25 protein-coding genes and 1 pseudogene are annotated in these 23,776 nt (G+C 57.1%); 15 read left to right on the top strand and 11 right to left on the bottom strand.

Going from position 1 to position 23,776, the window contains the following annotated elements; genetic code table 11:
- Nucleotides 1-19 precede the first annotated feature (19 nt).
- The 5 genes from sucD to mdh all read right to left on the bottom strand — a co-directional run bounded on the left by sucD (nt 20) and on the right by mdh (nt 4,844).
- The gene (sucD, locus tag ACZ1G7_RS08115; RefSeq protein WP_472663314.1) at nt 20-901 is read right to left on the bottom strand and encodes a succinate--CoA ligase subunit alpha; all 882 of its coding nucleotides are present in this window, start codon (nt 899-901) and stop codon (nt 20-22) included.
- Between the two features lie 14 nt (nt 902-915).
- On the bottom strand, nt 916-1,710 hold the full coding sequence (locus tag ACZ1G7_RS08110) for a class I SAM-dependent methyltransferase (RefSeq protein WP_472663313.1): 795 nt from the start codon (nt 1,708-1,710) through the stop codon (nt 916-918).
- A gap of 69 nt (nt 1,711-1,779) precedes the next feature.
- Nucleotides 1,780-2,247, bottom strand: coding sequence for a hypothetical protein (locus tag ACZ1G7_RS08105; protein ID WP_472663312.1), 468 nt, complete (start codon nt 2,245-2,247; stop codon nt 1,780-1,782).
- Nucleotides 2,248-2,459: 212 nt separating this feature from the next.
- Complete coding sequence (sucC, locus tag ACZ1G7_RS08100) at nt 2,460-3,653, bottom strand: ADP-forming succinate--CoA ligase subunit beta (protein ID WP_472663311.1); 1,194 nt, start codon at nt 3,651-3,653, stop codon at nt 2,460-2,462.
- Nucleotides 3,654-3,881: 228 nt separating this feature from the next.
- Nucleotides 3,882-4,844 (bottom strand): malate dehydrogenase, encoded by a 963-nt coding sequence (gene mdh / locus ACZ1G7_RS08095; protein WP_472663310.1) that lies wholly within the window; start codon nt 4,842-4,844, stop codon nt 3,882-3,884.
- A 164-nt stretch (nt 4,845-5,008) separates the two neighbouring features.
- Between mdh and ACZ1G7_RS08090 the strand changes: the two genes are divergently transcribed.
- Entirely contained in the window at nt 5,009-5,761 is a 753-nt protein-coding gene (locus tag ACZ1G7_RS08090) for a sulfite exporter TauE/SafE family protein (RefSeq protein WP_472663309.1), read from the top strand.
- Here the strand turns inward: ACZ1G7_RS08090 and ACZ1G7_RS08085 are convergent.
- Nucleotides 5,758-6,078, bottom strand: coding sequence for a hypothetical protein (locus tag ACZ1G7_RS08085; protein WP_472663308.1), 321 nt, complete (start codon nt 6,076-6,078; stop codon nt 5,758-5,760). The genes ACZ1G7_RS08090 and ACZ1G7_RS08085 overlap by 4 nt on opposite strands.
- 322 nt (nt 6,079-6,400) lie before the next feature.
- Between ACZ1G7_RS08085 and ACZ1G7_RS08080 the strand changes: the two genes are divergently transcribed.
- The 12 genes and pseudogenes from ACZ1G7_RS08080 (at nt 6,401) to ACZ1G7_RS08025 (ending at nt 15,564) form a co-directional block, all read left to right on the top strand.
- Nucleotides 6,401-7,249: an HpcH/HpaI aldolase/citrate lyase family protein gene (locus tag ACZ1G7_RS08080; protein WP_472663307.1), complete on the top strand. Its 849-nt coding sequence runs from the start codon at nt 6,401-6,403 to the stop codon at nt 7,247-7,249.
- Between the two features lie 3 nt (nt 7,250-7,252).
- A complete protein-coding gene (locus ACZ1G7_RS08075; protein ID WP_472663306.1) occupies nt 7,253-7,822 on the top strand; it encodes an NnrU family protein in 570 nt (189 codons plus the stop codon).
- A 4-nt stretch (nt 7,823-7,826) separates the two neighbouring features.
- Complete coding sequence (locus ACZ1G7_RS08070) at nt 7,827-8,030, top strand: DUF1737 domain-containing protein (RefSeq protein ID WP_472663305.1); 204 nt, start codon at nt 7,827-7,829, stop codon at nt 8,028-8,030.
- Nucleotides 8,030-9,073, top strand: a complete 1,044-nt coding sequence (locus tag ACZ1G7_RS08065; protein WP_472663304.1) for a MaoC family dehydratase — start codon at nt 8,030-8,032, stop codon at nt 9,071-9,073. Before ACZ1G7_RS08070 ends, ACZ1G7_RS08065 begins: the two co-directional genes overlap by 1 nt.
- Nucleotides 9,074-9,190: 117 nt before the next feature.
- Nucleotides 9,191-9,982 (top strand): class I SAM-dependent methyltransferase, encoded by a 792-nt coding sequence (locus tag ACZ1G7_RS08060; RefSeq protein WP_472663303.1) that lies wholly within the window; start codon nt 9,191-9,193, stop codon nt 9,980-9,982.
- 74 nt (nt 9,983-10,056) lie between these two features.
- The gene (locus tag ACZ1G7_RS08055; RefSeq protein ID WP_472663302.1) at nt 10,057-10,752 is read left to right on the top strand and encodes a DUF1194 domain-containing protein; all 696 of its coding nucleotides are present in this window, start codon (nt 10,057-10,059) and stop codon (nt 10,750-10,752) included.
- 152 nt (nt 10,753-10,904) lie between these two features.
- On the top strand, nt 10,905-11,288 hold the full coding sequence (sdhC, locus tag ACZ1G7_RS08050; protein ID WP_472663301.1) for a succinate dehydrogenase, cytochrome b556 subunit: 384 nt from the start codon (nt 10,905-10,907) through the stop codon (nt 11,286-11,288).
- 12 nt (nt 11,289-11,300) lie between these two features.
- Complete coding sequence (sdhD, locus tag ACZ1G7_RS08045; RefSeq protein WP_472663299.1) at nt 11,301-11,672, top strand: succinate dehydrogenase, hydrophobic membrane anchor protein; 372 nt, start codon at nt 11,301-11,303, stop codon at nt 11,670-11,672.
- 31 nt (nt 11,673-11,703) lie between these two features.
- The gene (gene sdhA, locus ACZ1G7_RS08040; protein ID WP_472663298.1) at nt 11,704-13,512 is read left to right on the top strand and encodes a succinate dehydrogenase flavoprotein subunit; all 1,809 of its coding nucleotides are present in this window, start codon (nt 11,704-11,706) and stop codon (nt 13,510-13,512) included.
- Nucleotides 13,509-13,835, top strand: a complete 327-nt coding sequence (locus ACZ1G7_RS08035) for a hypothetical protein (protein WP_472663297.1) — start codon at nt 13,509-13,511, stop codon at nt 13,833-13,835. Before sdhA ends, ACZ1G7_RS08035 begins: the two co-directional genes overlap by 4 nt.
- An 11-nt stretch (nt 13,836-13,846) precedes the next feature.
- Nucleotides 13,847-14,626: a succinate dehydrogenase iron-sulfur subunit gene (locus ACZ1G7_RS08030; RefSeq protein WP_472663296.1), complete on the top strand. Its 780-nt coding sequence runs from the start codon at nt 13,847-13,849 to the stop codon at nt 14,624-14,626.
- Between the two features lie 91 nt (nt 14,627-14,717).
- Nucleotides 14,718-15,564 (top strand): annotated as a pseudogene (locus ACZ1G7_RS08025) (urea carboxylase-associated family protein).
- A gap of 121 nt (nt 15,565-15,685) precedes the next feature.
- On the opposite strand, the gene deoD reads toward ACZ1G7_RS08025, so the two are convergent.
- From deoD to ACZ1G7_RS08010, 3 genes are all read right to left on the bottom strand, one after another.
- A complete protein-coding gene (gene deoD, locus ACZ1G7_RS08020) occupies nt 15,686-16,390 on the bottom strand; it encodes a purine-nucleoside phosphorylase (protein WP_472663295.1) in 705 nt (234 codons plus the stop codon).
- A 67-nt stretch (nt 16,391-16,457) separates the two neighbouring features.
- Entirely contained in the window at nt 16,458-17,489 is a 1,032-nt protein-coding gene (locus ACZ1G7_RS08015; protein ID WP_472663294.1) for a fatty acid desaturase, read from the bottom strand.
- Nucleotides 17,490-17,624: 135 nt separating this feature from the next.
- Nucleotides 17,625-18,728 (bottom strand): fatty acid desaturase family protein, encoded by a 1,104-nt coding sequence (locus tag ACZ1G7_RS08010; protein WP_472663293.1) that lies wholly within the window; start codon nt 18,726-18,728, stop codon nt 17,625-17,627.
- 161 nt (nt 18,729-18,889) lie between these two features.
- Between ACZ1G7_RS08010 and ACZ1G7_RS08005 the strand changes: the two genes are divergently transcribed.
- A complete protein-coding gene (locus ACZ1G7_RS08005; protein WP_472663292.1) occupies nt 18,890-19,531 on the top strand; it encodes a CDGSH iron-sulfur domain-containing protein in 642 nt (213 codons plus the stop codon).
- A 6-nt stretch (nt 19,532-19,537) separates the two neighbouring features.
- Here ACZ1G7_RS08005 and ACZ1G7_RS08000 read toward each other — a convergent pair whose 3' ends face one another.
- Both ACZ1G7_RS08000 and ACZ1G7_RS07995 read right to left on the bottom strand, forming a co-directional pair.
- The gene (locus ACZ1G7_RS08000) at nt 19,538-21,517 is read right to left on the bottom strand and encodes a methylmalonyl-CoA mutase family protein (protein WP_472663291.1); all 1,980 of its coding nucleotides are present in this window, start codon (nt 21,515-21,517) and stop codon (nt 19,538-19,540) included.
- Between the two features lie 105 nt (nt 21,518-21,622).
- Nucleotides 21,623-22,216 carry a GNAT family N-acetyltransferase gene (locus ACZ1G7_RS07995; protein WP_472663290.1) on the bottom strand — a complete coding sequence of 198 codons (594 nt, stop codon included), beginning with the start codon at nt 22,214-22,216 and terminating at the stop codon, nt 21,623-21,625.
- On the opposite strand from ACZ1G7_RS07995, the gene ACZ1G7_RS07990 reads away from it, so the two are divergent.
- The gene (locus ACZ1G7_RS07990) at nt 22,208-23,695 is read left to right on the top strand and encodes a 1-acyl-sn-glycerol-3-phosphate acyltransferase (RefSeq protein ID WP_472663289.1); all 1,488 of its coding nucleotides are present in this window, start codon (nt 22,208-22,210) and stop codon (nt 23,693-23,695) included. The genes ACZ1G7_RS07995 and ACZ1G7_RS07990 overlap by 9 nt on opposite strands.
- Nucleotides 23,696-23,776: the final 81 nt, after the last annotated feature.

Genomic DNA, 23,776 nt, shown 5'->3' with positions numbered 1-23,776 from the left:
GCCAGGAAAGCAGCGTCACTTATCCAATCGCCTCAAGCACAGCTTCGCCCAGACCGGCGGGGCTTTCGGCCACCACGATCCCGGCAGATTTCATTGCTTCGATCTTGCTCTCAGCATCACCCTTGCCGCCCGCCACAATCGCGCCCGCATGGCCCATGCGGCGGCCGGGAGGGGCGGTGCGGCCGGCGATGAAGCCAGCGGTCGGTTTCCAACGGCCTTTTTTCTTCTCGTCGGCCAGGAATTGCGCGGCTTCTTCTTCGGCAGAACCACCGATTTCGCCGATCATGATGATGGACTCAGTTTCATCATCAGCGAGAAACATCTCCAGCACGTCGATATGCTCGGTCCCTTTGATGGGGTCGCCGCCAATGCCCACAGCAGTGGATTGGCCAAGGCCTGAATCTGTCGTCTGCTTCACAGCCTCATAGGTCAGCGTACCGGAGCGGGAGACCACGCCAACCGAGCCACGTTTGTGGATGTGACCGGGCATAATGCCGATTTTGCAGGCGTCCGGTGTGATGACGCCGGGGCAGTTCGGCCCGATCAGCATTGAGGACGACCCTTCGAGCGCGCGTTTCACCCGCATCATGTCAAGCACCGGAATGCCTTCGGTAATGCAGCAGATAAAGGGAATTTCGGCGTCCAGCGCTTCCAAAATCGAGTCCGCAGCAAAGGGCGGCGGCACGTAGATGACGGAGGCATTTGCACCGGTCTTGGCCACCGCTTCATGGCAGCTGTCAAAAACGGGAAGGTCCAGATGGGTCTGCCCACCTTTGCCCGGTGTTACGCCGCCCACCATCTGCGTGCCGTAGGCAATCGCTTGCTCCGAATGAAAGGTGCCTTGGCTGCCGGTGAAACCCTGGCAGATCACTTTGGTGGTTTCGTCGATGAGAATGGCCATGTTTGATTGGCTCCTTAGGCGGTTGGGCTGAGCAGCGCGTTGATGTTGTCATCAATGGGCAGCGTCAGGGGATTGGTGATTTTTAGGGTAAACCCGGCCTGCTTCGCGACACGTGCGAGGCTGTCGGGCGTGAAATAGTTGACGTGGTCGGGGTAGCGGAAGCCGCACCACGTTTTGCCGATCACACGGCGGTTGAGGGAGGCGTAGTTAGGCACCCGCACATAGAGTTTTCCATTGGGCTTGAGCACCCGCGCGGCACCTTTGAGCACCCGCATCATGTCCGTCTCATGCTCTAGATAGGAATTCATGATGACCCCGTCGAAATCGTTTTCGGGGAACTCCCAGATCGCCTCCGCGCCCGGGCCATGCACGCAATAGCCGCCGCGTTTTTTCATCCGGGCGTCGGCTTCGGCATGCAGTGCGTTTGACAGCTCGATGCCGAAAGGGGTCATCGGTTCAGGGATGCGCGTACCAAGCCCGCAGCCAATGTCGATGACTTTGCCGTCATTGAACCACTGCCGATACTGGTCTTGGCGCTTGCGTCCGCGCAACCCGGTTTTGTCTTTCAACCAGCGGCCAATAGGCGAGAACCAGGTCGACCCTTTGGAGGCCGCCTTTTTCTCCACGTAGGTTTTCTCCCACGCGAAATCCTCCTCCAAGGCCTCATAGGCGGGCGGGTTGCGTAAGAAAACGAATTCGCACGCATCACATGCCGCCACGACCCATTCATCGCGGGAATAGTCCGCAATGGGGCTCGCCTGCGGTTCTTCGCAAGCAGGGCAGGGGCGATATGACGGGGTTTGGAGCATAAAGTTATACGTCTCAACTGGCCGAAAGCTGTGTCGTCAAAACTCCGACCTGCGAGGAGAGTTGAATTCTCAATTTGAGCCTCGCAAAGTGTATGTCAGTCGTTGTGGATAGGGTGTTTCATCGGGTTTTTTCGTCCGATAGTTTATCCAAACCCCGGCACCAGGTGCTTTCAAGAACTTCAGATTCTTAACCACTGCCACTCGCGTGTAGTTACGTTCAGCGACACTCCGCCATTCAAAAGCCGCACCACCTTGTATTGGAAAGTGACCGTTTTTCTGTTTCGTATCGGCACGGAATTTTGTGATCCAAGGCCCAGCAACCCGAACGCCTTGTTCAGCGCTCATTCCTCTTACTCCGACAAGGCAGCTCATACTTTTACCCTCTCCTTTGCTGGAGTTTACACTCACTTTCACGCCAAGCTCTGTACCTTCGAAAACGTTATAGGTTTGATGAGTTGGAACCTTTTCCTTCCTAGCTATCACTTCTGGAGCCGTGCTTTCGATCAGGCCAAAACTTTTCAAGTCCGAAACAATCATAGAAGTGTTCGGAGCGTGCTTCGCGCAAGAGGCTACGGCTGATTGAGCTACAGCGATAGCTTGCGCAGTCGCAACGTCGTTGCGCTCCGTCGTTGACGACGGCCCGCAGGACGCGAGGACAAGCACGGCACAAATCGAAGCGGAGAGCGTTTTCCGGGGCTCCGCCCGTGATTGGGCGAAAAGGTCCCCCGGACCTTTTCTAAGAAGCCCAATCACCCCTTAACAGCCTTCACGATTTTCTGCGCGCCATCTTTCAGGTCATCCGCCGCGATCACGTCGACGTCTGAGTTGTTGATGATGGCTTTGCCCTCTTCGACATTGGTGCCTTCAAGCCGTACAACCAAAGGCACTTTCAGGCCGACCTCTTTTACCGCCGACACCACGCCTTCGGCGATGACGTCGCAGCGCATAATGCCGCCAAAGATGTTGACCAGAATGCCTTTGACCTGCGGGTCGGAGGTGATGATTTTGAACGCCTCGGTCACCTTCTCCTTGGTCGCACCGCCGCCGACATCGAGGAAGTTCGCAGGTTCTGCGCCGTAAAGTTTGATGATGTCCATCGTGGCCATAGCCAGTCCTGCGCCGTTGACCATGCAGCCAATCTCGCCGTCGAGCGCGATATAGTTGAGGTCATATTTGGACGCGGCGAGTTCCTTGGGGTCTTCCTCCGTCTCGTCGCGCAGCTGGGCGATATCGGCGTGGCGGTAGACCGCGTTGCCATCAAAGCCCATTTTGGCGTCGAGGCATTTCAGATCGCCGCCATCAGTGACGATCAGCGGGTTGATCTCCAGCATCTCCATGTCTTTTTCGAGGAACAGCTTGTAGAGAGTGCCCATCAGCGCAACGCATTGCTTGATCTGTGCGCCTTTTAGGCCGAGGGAAAAGGCGATGCGGCGGCCGTGATAGGGTTGGTAGCCTGTCGCCGGATCGACTGAAAAGCTCAAGATCTTCTCAGGCGTGGAGGCTGCGACCTCCTCAATATCCATGCCGCCCTCAGTCGAGCATACAAATGAAACGCGGCTGGTTTGGCGGTCCACCAGAAGCGCCAGATACAGCTCGGTTTCAATGCCAGAGCCGTCTTCGATGTAAATGCGGTTGACCTGTTTGCCGACGGGGCCGGTTTGGTGCGTGACCAAGGTGCGGCCCAGCATTTTTTTCGCTTCGGACGCCGCTTCTTCCACCGATTTGGCCAAGCGGACGCCGCCAGCTTCGCCTGCATCGCTTTCTTTGAACGACCCTTTGCCACGACCACCTGCATGTATTTGCGCTTTCACCACCCAGAGCGGGCCGTCCAACTCGCCAGCCGCCGTTTTCGCCTCTTCGGCTTTCATAACGACACGGCCGTCCGATACTGGGGCGCCATAGCTGCGAAGGAGCGCCTTCGCCTGATACTCGTGGATGTTCAAAGCTCTTCTCCTTGGGATGCGCTGTTGGAGAAGGTGTGGCACGCTGCGATTGCAGTATGGAAGCAAATAATCTGCGTTCCGAAGAAAAACCCGACATTTGTGATCACGCTGTAAAATGCTGTGATCACAAATTAATGGAGATGAATGCGAGATCGTAAAAACAAAGGCATAAAAAGCAAAAAAGCCCCGCATTTACGGGGCTTTTTGGTCATAGTTTCTTAATCGATTTTACGCGAGCGACCCGTCGATATCCTGACAGGCTTTGACCAGCCCTTTGACTGCATCGACTGATTTGTCGAACATCGCCTGCTCTTCTTTGTTCATGTTGATCGCGACAACGCGTTCGACGCCGCCGGCTCCGATCACGGTCGGAACACCAACATAAAACCCGTCCAGCCCGTACGCACCGTCTACATAGGCGGCGCATGGCAAAACGCGTTTGAAGTCTTTCAAGTAGCTTTCGGCCATCTCAATCGCTGAAGTTGCTGGTGCGTAGAATGCTGATCCATTGCCCAGCAGGCCCACGATTTCGGCGCCACCGTCACGCGTGCGTTGCACGATCGCATCAAGCTTCTCCTGGCTGGTCCAACCCATTTGTACCAGATCTGGCAGCGGAATACCCGCGACAGTGGAATAGCGTGTCAACGGCACCATCGTGTCGCCATGCCCGCCCAAAACGAAGGCAGTGACGTCTTTCATGGACACGTCAAATTCATCGGCCAGGAAGTGGCGGAACCGGGCGCTGTCCAAGACGCCAGCCATGCCGCAAACCATGTTATGTGGCAGCCCGGAAAATTCCCGCAACGCCCAGACCATCGCATCGAGCGGGTTGGTGATGCAGATCACGAACGCATCGGGGGCGTTGTCGCGGATGCCTTCGCCGACCGATTTCATCACCTTGAGGTTGATACCCAGAAGGTCGTCGCGGCTCATGCCCGGCTTGCGCGGCACTCCAGCAGTCACGATGCACACATCAGCGCCCGCGATATCGGCGTAATCAGTGGTGCCTTTCATCGCGGCGTCAAACGGACCTGCGGGACCGGCTTCTGCAATGTCGAGCGCTTTGCCTTGAGGCGTGCCGTCAGCGATGTCGAAAAGGACGACGTCGCCGAGCTCTTTCAGCGCTGCGAGGTGGGCAAGGGTTCCGCCGATTTGTCCGGCGCCGATAAGAGCAATCTTGGGTCTGGCCATGTGAAATGGTCTCCAGTCGGTTAAAGTTGGGGGGAGGGGTATCGCTTTGCCCGGCAGCACGCAAGGGCGCTGCGTTGCAGAAATCGTTCGTTTGTTTTTGTGCCATTTGCGTGTCTTCGCAAATCTTGTTGAATATCAGGGTGTTTTGTCCGTAGGTCGCGCACATGCAATTCGACTTCACATTTTTCGCGCTTGGGATCCCGGCGGCCTTTATTGTGGGGGTCGCGAAAGGCGGTTTCGGGGGCGGCCCGGCTTTCGTCGGCACGGCGATTCTCGCGTTGTTTTTGTCGCCTGCGACGGCTTTGGGGGTGATGCTGCCGCTGCTGATGATCGCCGATCTTGCGACGTTAAAGCCGTTTTGGCGCCGATGGGATTGGGGGGCTTCAAAGGCGCTTATCTTGGGCGGGATCCCAGGGGTCGCGCTTGGGGCTTTGCTGTATCAAGCCGCCGACGCAGATTTGCTGCGTGTTCTGATCGGAGGCATTGCTGTCGGCTTCGTCGCGTTTCACATGGCGCGAGCAAGCGGTTGGCTGACCCCATCGGGTCGGAAGTTGTCGCGACGGGTTGGGGTGTTTGCCGGTATCGTATCCGGTTTTACAAGTTTTGTGAGCCATGCTGGTGGTCCGCCCGCGGCGATTTATCTTCTCAGCAAAGGGCTGGACAAAACTTCATTTCAAGCGACGACGGTGCTCGCATTTTGGGCAATCAATGCGATGAAGGTTGTACCTTACGCGGCGTTGGGCGTTTTCAGCGCCGATACGTTCAAAGCTGGTTTGTACCTGCTTGCCCCAATTCTGATTGGATGCGCAGTTGGTGTATATGCCCACCGTGCTTTGCCGGAACGCATTTTCTTTTTGATCATCTACGCCTTGTTGTTGGTAACAGGCAGCAAATTGATCTTTGATGGGCTGACTTAAGCAGGATCGCCAAGCGAGGCCGGCAATTGTTCCTCAACCGCCTCATAGGCGTTGCCCGCTGCGACCATGCAGGTGATACCATTGGGGTGGGTCACCGTGATTGTCCACGTGCCAGTCTCTTCGGAGGCGTACATTTCGACGACGCTATTGTTCGCGGCCATCCCGATAGACTGGCGGCTTTCGCCGAATTTTCCTGCGAGGCGTTCCAAGACCTTGGTGCGCTCAGCGCAGCGGTTATTGCCTTGGGCGAATGTCGCTTGCGAAGCGGCCAAAACCGCAACAAAACCAAGCGAAAGCGCGAGATACTGCTTTTTCATGTTATTACCTTTTGTTTTTTGGGGCGCAAAAGCGCCGTCAGGCCTGCTCCATTATGAAACACGAGGCGTTTGGCGCGGCTCGTGATTTGAAGTGTTTCGTGGTGCCGTATAGGCGCGAAATGACGCGCTTGTCCGACCCCTGCAGCCTGCGCAGAGAGGAGAAAATGTAAGGTTAATTTTGCGGACGCAGAACGGAGAATTTTGCAACCAGTGCAGAAAATTGACGCTATTCTGTCAATATTCTGCGTTGCAGCACATCTGAGCTTGCAGACGCAGCCAGCATGTGCTGGATAACAAAATAACAAAACGACTGGTGAATCTTATGAAACGTTACGCAAGCCTCTGCCGTTCTGTCCTCTACATTCCGGGATCCAGACCGAGTGCTTTGGAAAAAGCGAAGACCCTGCCGGCGGACGCGATCATTTTCGACCTGGAAGATGCCGTCGCCCCGGACGAAAAAGAGGTCGCCCGCGAAACACTGGCGCAAGCGCTGCGAAGCCCAGATTTTGGTGCCCGCCGTCGGATCGTGCGGATCAATGGATTTGACACGGTCTGGGGCGAAGCTGATCTAAAAATGCTGGCGACAACGCCGCATGACGCGGTCTTGTTGCCCAAAGTTGAATCCGCAGAAATGGTCGAAACCGCGCGTGCCGCGCTTGGTCAGGCTGCCAAGATTTGGGCAATGATGGAGACGCCGCGCGGTATACTCAATGCCGCTGAGCTGGCCACCTTGCCCGGCATGCAAGGCTTTGTCATGGGCACGAACGATCTTGCCAAGGAACTCGGCTCGCAAGGTCGTCCGGCCCTTCTGACCAGCTTGCAGCATTGCCTGCTAGCGGCGCGCGCAGCTGGTTTGATTTGCATTGACGGGGTCTACAACGCTTTTAAGGATGAGCCCGGTTTGCGCGCTGAGTGCGAAGAAGGGCGCGATATGGGTTTTGACGGCAAGACCTTGATCCACCCCGCTCAGCTGGACATAGCGAATGAAGTTTTCGGCCCGTCGCCCGAGGCGCTTGAGTTGGCCCAGCGCCACATAGAGGCCTATGAGCAGGCTAAGACCAGCGGTCAGGGCGTCGCAGTGGTGGATGGAAAGATTGTCGAAAACCTGCATGTTGAGACTGCGCAACGCCTGCTAGAACAGGCCGAGGCGATTTCTCAAATGGGAGGTTGAAACATGGCACTGCTAATCATCGGATTGCTGCTTTGGGTGGCGGCGCATTGGCTTAAACGGCTCGCGCCGGGCTTGCGCGGCAAATTGCAGGACGCGCTTGGGGACGCATCACAAGGTGTGGTTGCGTTGCTTTTGGTCCTGTCAATTGTGTTGATGGTGTTCGGGTACCGCGCAGCGGAATTTACGCCAGTATGGCAACCTTCTGCGGCGCTGACCCATGTCAACAACCTCTTGATGTTGCTGGCGTTTTATACATTCGGAGCCTCTGCCCGCAAAACAGACAAGGTCTGGCTTGGAACTAAACTGCGCCACCCGCAATTGGCCGGCTTCATGATCTGGGCCGTAGCTCATTTGCTGGTAAACGGCGATCTGGCATCGGTCATATTGTTTGGCGGACTGCTGGTTTGGGCGCTTGCATCCGTCGCAATCATCAACCGCGCCGATGGCGTCTGGATCAAACCCGCCCGCGCACCGCTCAAATCTGAGATCATTCTGGTCGTGATCACGCTGGTTCTATTTACCGTCGTGACGCTTATTCACACATGGCTCGGCGTGTCACCGTTTGGAGGCTAACCCAATGAAATTATACCGCTTTCTGAGTGAAGAAGACACCTCAGCCTTTTGCCACAAGGTGACAGAGGCGCTCAACAAAGGCTGGGAACTTTACGGATCGCCCACGCAAACTTGGGACCACGCGGCAGGTGTCATGCGCTGCGGCCAATCGGTCGTCAAAGAGGTCGAAGGCGATTACACGTCTGACGTCAAATTGGGGGCGCAGTAATGGGCGCGAAGGCCAAAACAAATGCTGGTTGGTTTTTTGACGATTACCGCATCGGTCAGGTCATAGAACACGGCGTTCCGCGTACAGTCTCAGGCGGAGAGCGGGCGATGTATCACGCGCTCTACCCGGCGCGTCATGCGATCTATTCATCCGATGTATTTGCGCAGAATTGCGGGCTAAGCGCTGCGCCGATGGATGATCTGATCGGGTTCCACATCGTTTTCGGCAAGACAGTACCCGATATTTCGCTCAACGCGGTTGCGAATTTGGGCTACGCGGAGGGACGGTTTCTGAAGCCCGTGAACCAGGGCGACACTCTCACCTCCCGGTCGGAGGTGATCGGGCTCAAGCAGAACTCCAACGGCAAGACCGGCGTCGTCTGGGTTCGCACGACGGGCGAAAATCAACATGGCGAGGCCGTTCTTAGCTATGTGCGCTGGGTCATGGTGCGTAAGCGCGATCTCGATGCGGCTGCGCCCGTGACTGTCATACCTCAGCTTGCGGCCGCGCTGTCTGCGTCAGATTTGGTGATCCCGGATGGGCTGGATTTCAGCGCTTATAACACCGCTCAAGCGGGTGAGCCGCACCGCCTTGGCGATTTTCAGGTAGGCGAAAAGATCGACCATGTCGACGGCGTCACGATCGAAGAGGCCGAACATATGCTGGCCACCCGGCTTTGGCAGAACACGGCCAAGGTGCATTTCGACGCGACGGCGCGCGAGGATGGCAAGCGCCTGATCTATGGCGGGCACGTGATTTCCATGGCCCGTGCGCTTAGCTTTAACGGGCTGGCCAATGCCCAGATGATTGTAGGGCTGAACGCGGGCGCGCATGCCAATCCGTGCTTCAGCGGCGACACCATCCGTGCCTGGTCCGAAGTGCTTGAGGTCGCGGAAACGCCAGTGCCAAGCGTCGGCGCGATCCGGCTGCGTCTGGTCGCGCAAAAGGTGGGGGCGGCGCCGTTTGCGTTGAAAGGCGAAGACGGAAAGTACTTGCCCGACGTCCTTCTGGACCTTGACTATTGGGCGCTGATGCCGCGCTGACACCCGAAAATTCCCTCAAATTGCCGCTTTCCGGTCGCTAATTTGACTGGCCTTTCTGCGATCCCGGTCGCGTGAAAACAGGTTGGGGCGGGGTGCGTATGCAGCCCGGTGTGGCACATGAGAGTATTTGAACTTGCGGAACGGTCCGAATGGACACCGGCAATCCCGGTGGAATTTACGGAAAACTACCGGCTTGGGGAATATTCCGAGGACCGGATCACCGAAACAATGTGGAAATACCTTGTCCGCGAGCAAAATTGCATGCGTGCTTGGACCCGGATAAACCATCACATGCCCGAGACACTGATGTCCGGCAAACCACTTGATATCCTTGAATTTTCGACGGCGCATGGTGCCATGCTGGAGATCTGGAAGCACTTTGGGCATCGCTGCGTCGGCACCGATTATGCTTGGACTGTCGAAGGCAAGGAGGTCGTCAAACACAAGGGCGTCACCAAGCCCTGGCACGAAATTATGCTGCGCGATCTGCGCGCCAAGCCGCATGGCCGCCCAACGGCTGACGTTGTCCCGGGCTGGCCCTATCAGACGATTATTGAATCGCTCGGGCTCGATGTGCGTCTCTTTGACGGCGGTCTGCGCAGTTACCCGTTCGATGATAAAAGCTTTGACGTTGTGTGCTGTTTCCAAGCAATTGAGGCCTATACCGGCCCTGAAGGGTGGCTCGACACAATCCGGGAGTTCTGTCGTATTTCGCGCGGCACAGTCGTGGTCGGCTTCAACCCATTACCGGTCGAAACCGCCAATAATAAAGACATGATCGCCGCCGCGCGTGAGGCATGGATGAAGCTGCAACGTTTCGACGAGATGGGATTTCGCACCACATTTTTCGAAATAGGGCAGACCCGCCGGGGCATTCACCCGACGGTTTGCAAACTCATCGCGACCTAAGCGCCGCGGATCACGCTTGCGTGGTGGCGTAAAAATACTGGTGAAATTCGTGACCAAGCAGCTAGGCTCGCCCAATGAACTGGGTGCGAGGCATAGTATTGGGCGCGGTGATCGGGCTGACGCCACCCGCCGCGCGGGCTTGCGAACTGGCGCTGATCCTCGCGGTCGACGTATCCGGCTCGGTTGATACGTCTGAGTTTGACATTCAAATGCGCGGGCTGGCCGAGGCGATGCGCGACGGCGCAATATCTGAGGCGTTGGTGCTTAAGGAAGCCGCCGTTCAGGTGATCCAATGGACAGGCAGGGGGCGGCACCGCGTCTCCGTTCCATGGACCCATATCCGCAATTTCGATGACACCGACCGGCTGGCCGATGAGATTGAGGTCGATCAGCGCATCTGGCGCAATTTTTCGACCGCTTTGGGTGAGGCGTTGAATTTCGCGCGATCGCAATTTGACGAAGTACCTCATTGCGGGCGTCGCGTCATTGATGTCTCAGGCGACGGTCGCTCCAATGAAGGGGTGCGCCCGCCCGATTTGCATCACGGTCTGCGCGCGGCAGGAATAACCGTGAACGCTTTGGCGATTGAAGCCTACGACAAAGGGCTCACCGCCTATTTTCGTGAGCAGGTGATCATGGGGCCCGGCGCTTTCGCCATCCGGGCTGCCGATTTTCAGGAATATCCGGATGCGATCCGACGCAAGCTTCTGCGCGAGATCACAAAGCAGCTGTCCTATCGGGCAACGGATCGCCAAGACGGCAATTTGTGATCACGAGTTAAAATTCAGTGATCACATTCTATAGGATTTGGTCGAATTGCCGCAGATAAAGTTGGAAAAACAACGACGCGGCGCGTGACTCTGCGCTCAAATCGGATAAACCAGTGTAAGCAAATATCGTAGCCAACACGAAGGACGCGCTCATGGCAGACGTCAACCGGGGGGACCGGCCGCTCTCCCCACATCTCACGATCTACCGGCCTCAGTTGACATCAATGACCTCGATCCTGACGCGGATCACTGGAAACGCGCTCATTGTCGCGGCAATTCTGGTGATATGGTGGTTCTTGGCTGCCAGTTCTGGCCCAGAGTATTTCGCGATTGCGAATGGCGTGCTGACATCGTGGTTCGGCGACTTGGTCTTGTTCCTGTCGCTCTGGGCGTTGTGGTACCATTTCTGTGCCGGCATCCGGCACCTAATCTGGGACAGCGGCCACGGCTTCGAGTTGGAGACAGCCGAAAAGCTGGGATACGCTGTCATCGCGGGCTCGCTGGTTCTGACAATTTTCACCGTCATTGTGATTTAGGGAGCGCGCAGCATGGCTTATCTTACCGACCGTAAACGCGCCGCCGGGCTTGGCTCTGCCAAAACCGGGACCGAACATCACTGGTCCATGATGGTCAGCTCTGTTGGGCTGGCAATTCTGGTACCGCTTTTCATATTTACCTTCGGGTCGATCCTCGGCGCTCCCTACCAAGAGGTCGCAGCATATTTTTCCCGTCCATTCCCGGCCATTGTCGCAGCGCTAACCATCGCGGTGTCGATGATGCATTTCAAAAACGGTGCGCAGGTCTTGATCGAAGACTATGTACACGGCACCGCCCGCAAAGTGGCGATCATCCTGATGATCTGCCTCAGCTACGCGCTCGCCGCGACCGGCCTTTTCGCTATCGCGCGGCTGGCGCTTTAAGGCATGGGCCCTTTAATCTCGGAGCAAAGACATGGCTGCTGAATACGAATATGAGACCCACGAATACGATGTCGTCGTTGTCGGTGCGGGCGGCGCAGGGTTGCGCGCCACGCTTGGCATGGCGGAACAAGGCCTGCGCACGGCCTGCGTCACCAAGGTTTTCCCGACACGTTCGCACACCGTCGCCGCACAAGGCGGGATCGCGGCGTCCTTGTCCAACATGGGCCCCGACAATTGGCAGTGGCATATGTATGACACGGTCAAGGGTTCCGACTGGTTGGGCGATACCGACGCGATGGAATATCTCGCGCGTGAAGCCCCTAAGGCGGTCTATGAGCTCGAGCATTACGGCGTGCCCTTCTCTCGCACGGAAGAGGGCAAGATTTATCAACGCCCATTCGGCGGACACACAACCGAATTTGGCGAAGGCCCTCCGGTGCAACGCACCTGCGCCGCGGCTGACCGGACCGGTCACGCCATTCTGCACACGCTTTACGGCCAATCTTTGAAGGAAAAGGCCGAGTTTTACATTGAATACTTCGCCATCGACCTGATCATGTCGGACGACGGCGTGTGTCAGGGCGTGCTGTGCTGGAAACTTGATGATGGCACGTTGCACCTGTTCTCGGCCAAAATGGTTGTGCTGGCGACCGGCGGCTATGGCCGGGCTTATTTCTCTGCGACATCCGCGCATACCTGCACCGGCGACGGCGGCGGGATGGTCGCGCGCGCGGGCCTGCCATTGCAGGATATGGAGTTCGTTCAATTCCACCCCACCGGCATCTACGGCGCGGGCTGCCTCATCACTGAAGGCGCGCGCGGCGAAGGCGGGTATCTGACAAATTCCGAAGGCGAGCGTTTCATGGAACGTTACGCGCCGACCTATAAGGACTTGGCGTCGCGCGATGTGGTCTCGCGCTGTATGACCATGGAAATACGCGAAGGGCGTGGTGTCGGTGACAATGGCGATCATATCCACTTGCACCTCAACCATCTGCCGCCTGAAACACTGGCACTGCGCTTGCCCGGCATCTCGGAAAGCGCGCGTATCTTTGCGGGCGTCGATCTGACGAAAGAACCGATCCCAGTTCTGCCGACGGTTCACTACAACATGGGCGGCATTCCCACGAATTATTGGGGCGAAGTGCTGAGCCCGACCAAAGATGATCCCGACCGCGTCGCCCCGGGCCTGATGGCTGTCGGTGAGGCGGGTTGCGCATCCGTGCACGGCGCCAACCGCTTGGGCTCCAATTCACTTATCGATCTGGTTGTGTTCGGCCGTGCCGCTGCGATCAAGGCCGCAAAAGTCGTTGATCCAGAAGCGCCGAACCCCGGCATAAACAAGGTCTCGCTGCAACGCGCTTTGGACCGGTTTGACAATCTGCGCTATGCGAAAGGCCAAGTGCCCACGGCAGAGCTGCGCTTGGAAATGCAGACGACCATGCAATCCGACGCCGCTGTGTTCCGCACCGACAAAACCCTCGCCGAAGGCGTTGAGAAGATGGAAGGCGTGGCCGATAAGCTGGACGATTTGGAGGTCTCTGACCGTTCCCTCGTTTGGAATTCCGACCTGATGGAGACGTTGGAGCTGGCAAACCTGATGCCAAACGCTGTGGCGACCGTTGTCTCGGCTGAAGCCCGCAAAGAAAGCCGCGGCGCGCATGCGCATGAGGACTACCCCGACCGCGATGACAAGAACTGGCGCAAGCACTCGCTGACTTGGTTCAAAGGGCAAAAAGCATCTCTAGGCTACCGCGGCGTCCATCTTGAACCGCTGACTTCGCACAATGAGGGCGGTATTGACCTGAAAAAAATCGCACCAAAGGCGCGGGTCTATTGATCCGGTCCTTTTCAATACTCGCGAGCTTGCTGGTGGTGTCCGCTTGCGGCGATAACGGGTTGGCCGACCAAATTGCCCGCGATCAAGCGCGTAAGGTTGTGAACCCCGTTGTGTCGGAACGTTTCCCCGGCGTGCCGTTGGAGCCCGCTACAAATTGCGTGATCGACAACGCATCGGCCGGTGAGATTTTGCAGCTTGCCAAGGCGGGCGCGACGTCGACGGTTAGCCAAACCGACGCGGAGCTGGTCGTGCGCATCGCCACGCGCAAAGAAACAATCCAATGTTTGGTGAAGGACGGCTTGTCGCCGTTCCTGAACGTGTAAGGAGCCTAAAGATGGTTCAACTAACCCTGCCGAAAAATTCCCGTATCACAACGGGTAAAACCTGGCCGAAGCCCGAGGGCGCAAAGAATGTGCGCAAGTTCCAGATTTACCGATGGAACCCTGATGACGGCAAAACACCTCAGGTCGATACGTATTTCGTCGATATGGATAAATGCGGGCCGATGGTGCTGGACGCGCTGATCAAGATCAAAAATGAGATTGATCCAACGCTGACCTTCCGCCGCTCCTGCCGCGAAGGCATCTGTGGATCTTGCGCGATGAATATCGACGGGATCAACACGCTGGCCTGCATCTACGGCATGGATGAGATTAAGGGCGATGTGAAGATTTATCCGCTGCCGCATATGCCCGTGGTCAAGGACCTTATCCCGGACCTGACGCATTTCTACGCGCAGCATGCGTCGATCATGCCGTGGCTGGAGACAGCGACGAACCGTCCCCAGAAGGAATGGCGCCAGTCCATTGAAGACCGCAAGAAGCTTGATGGTCTCTATGAATGCGTGATGTGCGCCTCTTGCTCGACCTCATGCCCCAGCTACTGGTGGAACGGCGACAAATATCTTGGGCCAGCGGCGCTGCTGCATGCCTATCGTTGGATCATTGACTCGCGGGATGAGGCAACCGGCGAGCGGCTTGACCAACTCGAAGACCCGTTCAAATTGTATCGCTGCCATACGATCATGAATTGCACCAAAACCTGCCCCAAAGGGTTGAACCCTGCCAAGGCAATCGGCGCGATCAAAAAGATGATGGTCGAGCGGACCGTCTAGCGAAAACTCATTTTGTGACAACGGCCCGTTGCGCTTTGCGTGGCGGGCCTTTTTAGTGATTGGACCGGCCCCGGAATTTAGGAAGCTTGATATGTCCCACCGCCCCGATGACGCAGATGCCCGGCAAGCGCGCGCGCCTGTGATTTGCTATCCGGTCGATACGTTGCCCACGCCTAACATGGCGCTCTATCAAGCCGCACGCAAAACGCTTCAAAAGACCGGCGAAACGCTGGTGGCCCCGCGCGACGCCGCGAGTTTTAAAGTGCCCGCCGGATATTTCTTTAGAATCACTTCAGTCGAAGGGCCGCAGGTTGGGGATCTCAACCTTTTTAATGCAAATGACCTATCGGAGCGGTTTTATTCGGGCAAGACCCGCGCGTTGCATGGCACTCATATTACGACCGGGGAACAGATGTGGTCATCCTTCCCGACGCTGCGCCCAATGGCGACTGTAACTCATGATACTTTGGGATGGTACGGGATCGACCAATTCGGGGGTTCTGTCCACGATGTCATCGGCACGCGATGCGACCCCTATACCCATAACCTGCTTTCGGGCGGGCAATACCATCACTGTTGCCATTCGAGATCTGACGCGTGCCCTGGCGGACGAAACTGGATTGCCACGTCACGAGGTGGAGCCTTATGTGCACGATGTGCTCAATGTGTTCATGTGCACGGGGTTTACCCGAGATACGGGCCAATATTTTATGAAAGGGAGCCCGGTAAGGCCTGGAGATTTCCTAGAGTTCTTTGCCGAAATTGACCTGCTCGGTGTACTCAGCGCCTGTCCAGGTGGTGATTGTTCTGCCGAGCATTCCAGCGATTCTGCAGCGTGTTACCCATTGCTGGTTGAGGTCTTTGCAGCATCTGATGGTGGTCTGGATGGGTGGGGGCCACCGACCAAAAACGGCTACGATCGCACGCACGGGACTTAGCTATGCCTGCCGGCCGCGCTTGCGCGCGACATGTATTATTTCGCTCTTGGGGCGTTTCACGCCCCGCCGCGAGGGCATCTCCCAAAGAGTATTTTCGACAAAACGAAGCCTATTGAGCCTTTCAGGCAAAGGCTGCTTCGAGCGCGATTTCGACCATGTCTCCGAAGCTTTTTTCGCGATCTTCTGAGGGGAGTGCCTCACCCGTGATCAGATGGTCGGAAACCGTCAGGACGGCCAGGGCGCGCCTTTCATGACGTGCGGCGAGATTATAGAGTTCGGCCGCCTCCATCTCGACACCAAGAATGCCATGCCGCGTCATTTCTTTGTTCAGGTCGGGGCGTTCATCATAAAAGACGTCCGCTGAATAGATTCCACCCACATGTGTTTTCGTGCCTTTTGCAGAGGCAGCGTTAAAAGCGGCCTGCAACAGCTCCCAATCCGCGCAGGGGGCAAAATTGAGTTCTTTGAAAATGCCTGAGGACGGTGTGTTCAGCGTGCTTGACGTCATCGCCAAGATCACGTCACGGATCCCCACTTTGTCTTGCATGCCGCCACACGATCCGATGCGGATGAGGGTTTGTGCGCCGTAGTCGCTGATCAGTTCGTTGACGTAAATCGACAGCGAAGGCATCCCCATGCCGGACCCATGGATGGTGACGCGGTTGCCGCGCCACGTGCCGGTAAATCCCAACATGCCGCGGACTTCATTGACCAGTTTGACATCGTCCAGGAACGTTTCAGCCGCCCATTTTGCGCGGTAAGGATCACCTGGGAGCAGAACGGTTTCGGCAATGTCGCCAGGCTTGGCGCCAATGTGAATAGTCATGGCTTGGTGCTCCTGCAGCTTTGGTCGCTCCAATTATAGCAAGCCTGATCCGGTGCGGAACCGCAATTTAGGTTTTTTGAGGCAACATCCGGGCTTGACGGAAAGACAACAAGCGCCGCTGTCCTTCATCCCATAAATGAAGCCGTGCGGTCGCGAAGCTTTCAAGGATGGTCAGCCGCTGGATTTGTGCCAGCTCTGCATGGTCGCGCAAGACTTCGGGCAGCCGGTAAAATGGGATACGGCTATAGAGATGATGAACGTGATGGACGCCAATATTGGCGGTGAGCCATTGCAACGGGGCCGGCATCACATAGTGCGAGCTGCCGTGAAGTGCTGCATCATGCACCTTCCATTCGCTGGTGCTGTCCCAATGCGTATCTTCAAACTGGTGCTGGACGTAAAACAGCCAGACCCCGAGCGTGGCCGCAACCAATGTGGTCGGAACAAAGATCAGCAGGATTGGTGCAAGACCACCAAAGTAAATCACTGTTCCCAAGATCAAAAAGATCGCGGCGTTGGTGCCCATTGCTGACAGCCAATACTTGAACCCGGCGCGCATAAGCCCCACCGGCAGGCGGTTCTGCAAGAAGAACAAATAGCCCGGTCCTAGCAAGAAAAGCGTGAGCGGGCTACGATAGACGCGGTAGCGTAGCTTGCCGAACCAGCTGCGGGCGGCATATTCATCCACGGTCAGCGTGAAAATCTCACCCATATCGCGCCGGTCGAGATTACCGGAATTCGAGTGATGTACGGAGTGCACCTTCTGCCAGACGTCATAAGGGGTCAGCGTCAAGACGCCCAAAGCGCGCCCGACCCAGTTGCTGACCCGGCTGTCGCGGAAAAATGCGGCATGTCCGCAATCATGCTGAATCGCAAAAATTCGAACGAGGAAAAACCCGTTCAGGATAGCCAAAGGCAGCGTCAGCAGCCAGCTCACCGACAGGCTCCACCAGCTCAGGGCCCAGATAGCAAAGAAAGGAATAAGCGTGACACATAGTTCAAAAATGGACCGCGCATGGTTTGGGTCGCGGTATTTTTTCAGCTCGCGAACCCAGTTGCGCGCGCGTTCAGCCTGCGAGGCCGCTTGGTGTTGTGTCATATGCTCTCGGCCCCAGTGTTTTTCTCTGGTTAGAACAGGCGTGTGCCTGCGCCCAGTCTCTTAGTGCTCAAGTGGTGAGAAACGGTTAAGTTTGCGCAGACTGTGTCGAATTTGTCTGCTTTTTATCCCAATGGACTATTCGGCAAGGGGCATTGCCGCCCGTGCGCGGCGCATCGCCCGCTCGTCGGAAAAGGAGATCATCTGCCGCGTCTCTTCATCCCAGAGCTGCATCCAGATGCATTTGACGGACGTTTTCAGCGTCATTTTATAGGCGCCTTGCAACATCGGCTCATTCTCCAACGCCTCTGGCAATCGGTAGAACGGGATCCGCGCATAGAGGTGGTGGATGTGGTGGATGCCCATATTAGCAGTCACCCACATCAGCGGTTTTGGCAGCACATATTGCGACGAGGAATGCAGCGCTTTCTGATGGATCGTCCAGTCAGGCTGCCAGTCGAATTGCGCCTCCTCGAACTGGTGCTGCACATAGAAGGTCCACACGCCGGCGGATGCACCGACCCAGACCGACGGGAACCAAATCAGCCAGATCGCAGCCCCACCGCCATAGGCGTAAAGCGCAGCTAGAACGCAAAGGATAGCCAAGTTCGTTCCCATCGCGGAGCGCCAGTAAATCCACCCGTCGCGCCACATGCCAAAAGGCAACCGGTGCTGGATGAAGAACAGCCAAACCGGGCCGATGCCGAACAAAAACATAGGGTTTCGGTAAATCTGGTAGGCGAAGCGATGCCAGCGGGGAAGGGCGCGGTATTCGCGCACGGTGAATGTATGCACCTCGCCAATGTCGCGGTCATCGAGATTGCCGAGATTCTTGTGATGGTTCGCGTGCATTTTGCGCCACATGTAATAGGGCGTGAGCGTGATCACGCCCAACACGCGGCCAAACATGTCATTGGCCCGCGCGGTTTTGAACAGGGCGCCGTGGCCCACATCATGCTGCAGTAGGAACATGCGAATGGTGAATACACCCGTCGTCAGCCCGAAGAAAAACGCCAGCGGGTAGCTGATCTGAAGCGCCCAAAGCGCAAGTCCCCAGCTGATCGCAAAGGGTATAACGGTTTGTGCGATTTCCCACCAGGTGCGTGCCGGGATCGGATCTTTATATGCTTTCAACCGTCGCGCCAAAGCCCGCGCATCTTTAGCGCTGATATAGGCGTAGTCCGACTGCTTTTGGGGCAGCGGCTGCGCATTTGCGAGCGTTTCAGGCGGGGTTGGCTTCATAATGTCAAATGTCAGCAGCGGCTTGGGAAAACATCAAAAAATTTGAAACTCTTCAATTGACTCAAACAGTTCTATTGCCAAGCGGGGTTTTACTCAACCCAGGGTCGTGATTGATTCAATGTGTGTTTGTGGCATGGTTGTAGTGACCAGGAGGTGTGCCAATGTCGCGACGCAAGGAATATGAAGGCGCAGAGATTACCGTGAGCTTTGACATGCAGCTCTGCATCCATGCGCGGAACTGCTTCCTTAAATTGCCGGAGGTGTTCGATCCCGGGCAACGCCCTTGGGTGCAGCCAGACAACGCGCCCGCGGAAGAGATCGCATCGATGGTGCGCAGCTGCCCTTCGGGGGCTTTGGCGTTCTGTTACAAAAATGGCCAGGCGGAGGCATCGCCAAAGATCAACCGAATTGCCGTGCTGGAAAACGGGCCGTTGGCATTGGCGGGCGAGGTGACAATTGATGGAGATGAGACCGTGACGCGAGTGACGCTCTGCCGCTGCGGTCTGTCCAAAAACAAACCCTATTGCGACTACAGCCATGTTGAGGGCGGTTTCACTGCAACCGGGGAGCCCGCAGAAGCTGACATCCCGGGCGAGGCCAAGGGAAAGGGCGGTCCTATTGCAGCAATCCGTATCCCGGACGGCCCACTGAAAGTGGACGGCAATGTCGAGATCACCACCGGTACCGGGCGCAAAGTGGCGAGCCAGTCAAAGACCTTTCTGTGCCGATGCGGCGCATCGAAAAACAAGCCGTTCTGTGACGGCAGCCATAAGGAGGCTGGTTTCAGCGACAGCGCTGACTAGTTTGGTTTATTCCGCCGCAATACCTTGCGGATCGACCAGTGTTACAAGGTCTTCCATGATCCGGTTTAGCTCAAAATCCTTGGGTGTGTAGACCTTGCTGACGCCCATGGCGCGCAGACGGTTCGCGTCTTCCTCAGGGATAATGCCGCCGACGACTACCGGGATATGGCCCAGCCCTGCAACATTCATTTTCGCCATCAAGTCGCGGATTAGCGGGATGTGGGAACCTGACAGGATCGATAGCCCAACAACATGCGCCTGGTCTTTCAAAGCGGCTTCTACAATCTCGTCGGGGGTAAGCCGGATGCCCTCATACGTAATGTCCATGCCGCAATCACGGGCGCGCGCCGCGATCTGTTCGGCGCCGTTTGAATGCCCGTCGAGCCCCGGCTTGCCGACAAGAAATTTCAATCGCCGCCCCAACCGGTCCGACGCAGCATCGACCCGCGCGCGTATCTCGTCCAGCCCTTCGGTGCGGTTCGATGGGCTGCGCGAAACGCCGGTCGGTCCGCGATACTGGCCAAACGCGTTGCGCACCATGTCGCCCCATTCACCGGTCGTAGCGCCAGCTTTGGCAGCTTTGATAGAGGCAGGCATGATATTGACGCCGCTTTGCGCGGCCTCGCGCAGCTCAGTCAGAGCCTGTTCAACCGCCCGCCCGTCGCGGGCCTCCCTCCACGCGTCGAGGCGGGCGATTTGGTCAGCTTCCGCATCTGCGTCCGCCACCATAATGGCCTCGTCACCCGCTGTCAGCGGGCTTTCCTCGGCCTGTTGGAATTTGTTGACCCCGACGACGGTGGTTTGCCCGTCCTCGATGCCGGTGATGCGGTTGGCGTTGCTCTCTACCAGCCGCGACTTCATGTATTCGATCGCCTCATTGGCGCCGCCCATGCCGTCGATGGTGGCCAGTTCCGCCCGTGCGCCTTCTTTCAATTGCTCGACCTTGCGGTCCACGGCTGGGTTGCCGTCAAACAGGTCGTCATATTCCAAAAGGTCGGTCTCAAAGGCCATAATCTGCTGCATGCGGAGGGACCATTGCTGATCCCAAGGACGTGGCAGGCCGAGCGCCTCGTTCCACGCAGGCAGTTGCACGGCGCGGGCGCGGGCTTTCTTGGACAGCGTTACGGCCAGCATCTCTATCAGGATGCGGTAGACATTGTTTTCTGGCTGCTGCTCTGTCAGGCCAAGCGAATTCACCTGCACACCGTAGCGAAAGCGGCGGAATTTCGGGTCGTCCACGCCGTACCGGTCGCGACAAATCTCGTCCCACAGGTCCACGAAGGCGCGCATTTTGCACATCTCTGTGACAAACCGGATGCCGGCATTCACGAAAAACGAAATGCGTCCAACCATAGCCGGGAAATGTTCCGCCGGGACTTTTCCCTGCAGGTCATCCAGAACCGCCGTGGCTGTTGCCAGTGCGAACGCCAGTTCCTGCTCCGGCGTCGCGCCTGCCTCTTGCAAATGGTAAGAGCAGACATTCATCGGGTTCCATTTAGGCAAATGCTCGCGCGTGTAGGCCGCGACATCCGTGATCATCCGTAAAGAGGGTTGCGGCGGGCAAATATACGTCCCGCGCGACAGGTATTCTTTTATGATGTCATTCTGCACAGTGCCTTGCAGGGCTGACACGTCCGCGCCTTGTTCGTCCGCGACCGCGATGTAGAGCGCAAGCAACCAAGGCGCCGTCGCGTTAATCGTCATGGAGGTGTTCATCTGGTCCAACGGGATTTCGTCAAACAGCGTTCGCATGTCGCCAAGATGCGCGACCGGCACACCGACTTTGCCCACTTCACCGCGGCTCAGCTCATGATCACTGTCATAGCCTGTCTGTGTCGGCAGATCGAAGGCAACGGAAAGCCCTGTCTGACCTTTCGCCAGATTGCCTTTGTAAAGCGCGTTCGACGCCCGAGCCGTCGAGTGGCCCGCATAGGTGCGAAACAACCAGGGCCGATCCTTTGGACGATCTGTTTGGGTCTCGGACATGGCGCGGCCTCGTGAATCGGTTCGGGTAACTTTATTTCGTATATGAGTTACTAATCGGAATAATGTGGCGTTGTCAATTCGCTGCGTTGCAGAAACGGAGGCAAATCACAGGGGACGGGTGTAGACCATGGTGGTTGCGCTTCGAAACCCGAAGAGATGCCGAAACGGGCCAAGATGCGTGGTCTTTCCGGCCACAAACCCCTCACGTTTATAAAGCGCTCGCGCCCGCGTGTTGGTATCGATCACATCAAGCCGCACCTGCGTTAGCTCTCGACGACGGGCTTCATCCTTCACAGCGCATAGCAATTGCGTCCCCACACCCTTTCCACGGGCATTGGGGGCTACAAAAATACCGTCCATCAGCAAGATGCCCGCTGCAAGGTCGCGCTCCAAAATGGCCAGCAATGGCGCGCGCCAAAGGCTTCCAAATCTCCCGTAGACAGAGACCAGATCCAGCCAATCGCCGCCCACGAAGCTTCCCTCACTGGTTTTGAACCCGGCGACGCCCAGCAGCGCACCGTTTTCAGATAACGCGCTGATCGCGTGGTCGGGGTCAATCACGTCGGTCAGAAATCGTATGGCTTTGTGTTCGGGGCCCATCGCAAGGCCCAGCTTTGCGCGAAAAGCCTGCCAAAACATCGATGCGGCCTCATCTCGGTGATGCGTGGCCAAGCCGGGGCGAATGCTTACATGCTCCATTTTGTTGATGTGGGCATGTGGCCTGAAGAAAACAACGGGATGGCGGTTTGGCGCAATGGATTTACCTCCGACGCGTTCCCTGTCAACGTCGCGCGCATGTTTCAAACCGTTGAACTGCCCATCTGGGCGTTGATCCTGATGGGGCTGCTGGCGGCGGTTACGGCAGCCTCGCATCTGCTTTTCCCCTCTGTGCGCTGGTTCTTCCGCCGCCGGGCGGAGCGCGTTGTGGCGCGGCTCAACGACAACCTCAAACGCCCGATCCAACCCTTCAAGCTGGCGCAGCGGCACGACATGATCCAAAACGTGCTCTATGACCCCGACGTGATCCGGGCCGTCAATGACTATGCAGAAAAGGAAGGCATTCCAGACAATGTCGCCTTCGAGACGGCGGAACGGTATGCGCGTGAAATTGTGCCGTCTTTCAGCGCTACGGTCTATTTTGGGTGGGGCACGCGGCTGGCGAAATGGCTGTCGCGTAGCCTCTACCGAGTGCGGGTTGTGAACCAAACCCATGACGCGATTGAGGCGATCGATCCAAACGCGACCGTTGTCTATATTATGAACCACCGCTCCAACATGGACTATGTGCTGGTCACCTATCTCGCGGCCAAAGACACCTCGCTGTCCTACGCTGTGGGCGAATGGGCGCAAAGCTGGCCGCTGCGCCCACTAATCAAAATGATGGGCGGCTACTTCATTCGGCGCAAATCGCTCAACCCGCTCTACCGCCGGGTGCTGGCGCGCTACGTCCAGCTGTCGACGCGGGAAGGCGTAGCGCAAGCCGTTTTCCCCGAGGGCGGGCTATCGCGGGATGGCAGTTTGGGTGCGCCCAAGCTCGGGTTGATCAGCTATATCGTAGAAGGGTTCGATCCAGCCGGTGTGCGCGACGTGGTATTCGTGCCCGTAGGCCTCAATTATGACCGGGTGTTGGAAGACCGTGTGCTGTCAGCGGCCGCCGGGGACAACCGCAAACGTTTCCGCTTTCGCATCTCCATGGTGTTTCGCTATGTTGGCCGGCATCTGCTGCAACGCGTCACAGGCCGTTTTCACCGTCTCGGCTTCGCGGCTGTTGCCTACGGCACGCCACTCTCGCTGCGTGAATTCCTTAGCACGCCGCATGCGGATGTCGCCCAAGATCTTGGCGCAGCACTTATGGCGCGCGTTGCCAGCTCCGTCCCGGCGTTGCCCGTTCCCATAGTGGCTTGGCACTTGCAACAAGCGGGTGGACAGATCACCAGAGCCGAGCTCACCAAACGCTTTAACGCTGAGATCGCAGCGATGCAGGCAAAGAACTTCAATGTCTGCCTGCCGCAATCGGGGGCCGAAAAGGGCCTCGACGCAGCGCTGCGCATGTTGGAGGCGCGCGGGATGGTTGAGACAAGCGGCGATAATGTCCAGCTAACTGGCAAATACGCCGAATTGGTTCCTTACTATGCGAAATCCATTGAGCATTTGAGCGCTGAAAGCTCTGCGACATAAAATTACAAAAAAAGACCAAATAGGGTTGTAAAGTTACTTTCGCCTCTATATCCATCGCTTATTGGCAGCGCAGCATTTGAT

The sequence above is a fragment of the Litoreibacter sp. JB4-2 genome (assembly GCF_055693445.1).
This window is presented reverse-complemented; position numbering and strand designations above follow the sequence as displayed.